At 71.9% G+C, this 590-nt stretch carries 1 protein-coding gene and 1 pseudogene; both read right to left on the bottom strand.

Annotated elements, in window-relative coordinates:
• A pseudogene (locus ACK4TH_RS12985) lies at positions 1-195 on the bottom strand (hypothetical protein); the annotation flags it as partial.
• The coding region (locus ACK4TH_RS12990; protein ID WP_409627039.1) for an ATP-binding cassette domain-containing protein at positions 182-590 on the bottom strand (409 nt) is incomplete at its 5' end. The pseudogene ACK4TH_RS12985 and the gene ACK4TH_RS12990, both read right to left, overlap by 14 nt.

Below are 590 nucleotides of genomic sequence, written 5' to 3' on the forward strand. Positions count from 1 at the left end.
GCCGTGCGCGGGTACGCCTTCGTCCAGCGGGGCCAGCGCCGCCCAAGCAAAGAAGCCACCCACACCGATGAGCAGTGCCCACAGCCCCCAGCGGGTTGCGCGGCTGGCGGCTGGGGTACGCATCGGGCTGGGAGTGTCGGGCGGGGTATCCGTGCGGGCCGGTGCAGCAGGCAGGGGCAGTTCAGTGGGGTTCATGGGCAGGGGTGACCGAAGGGGGAAGGGTGGAGGAGTGCGGCTGGGGCCGCAGCACGGCGTCGCGCGGGCCTTGTTGAACGATGCGCCCGTCACGCATGAGCACGACCTGGTCTGCGACGGCCAGCACGCCTGGCCGGTGCGAGATGACAATGACGGTGCGGCCGCGCGAGCGCAAGGTTTGCAAGGCGTTTTGCAGGGCGGCCTCGCCCACGTCGTCCAGGTGGGCATTGGGCTCGTCCAGCACCACGACCGCGGGCAATCCGTAGAGCGCGCGTGCCAAGGCAATGCGCTGGCGTTGTCCGCCCGAGAGGGTTTGACCCGCCTCGCCCATGGGGGGCAAGGGCGCGGGCTCGGCCGTGGCGCCCTGAGCGCGATGCGCGTCGGGCATCGCGCCC

It is taken from the genome of Tepidimonas sp., from assembly GCF_046292505.1.
GTDB lineage: Bacteria > Pseudomonadota > Gammaproteobacteria > Burkholderiales > Burkholderiaceae_C > Tepidimonas.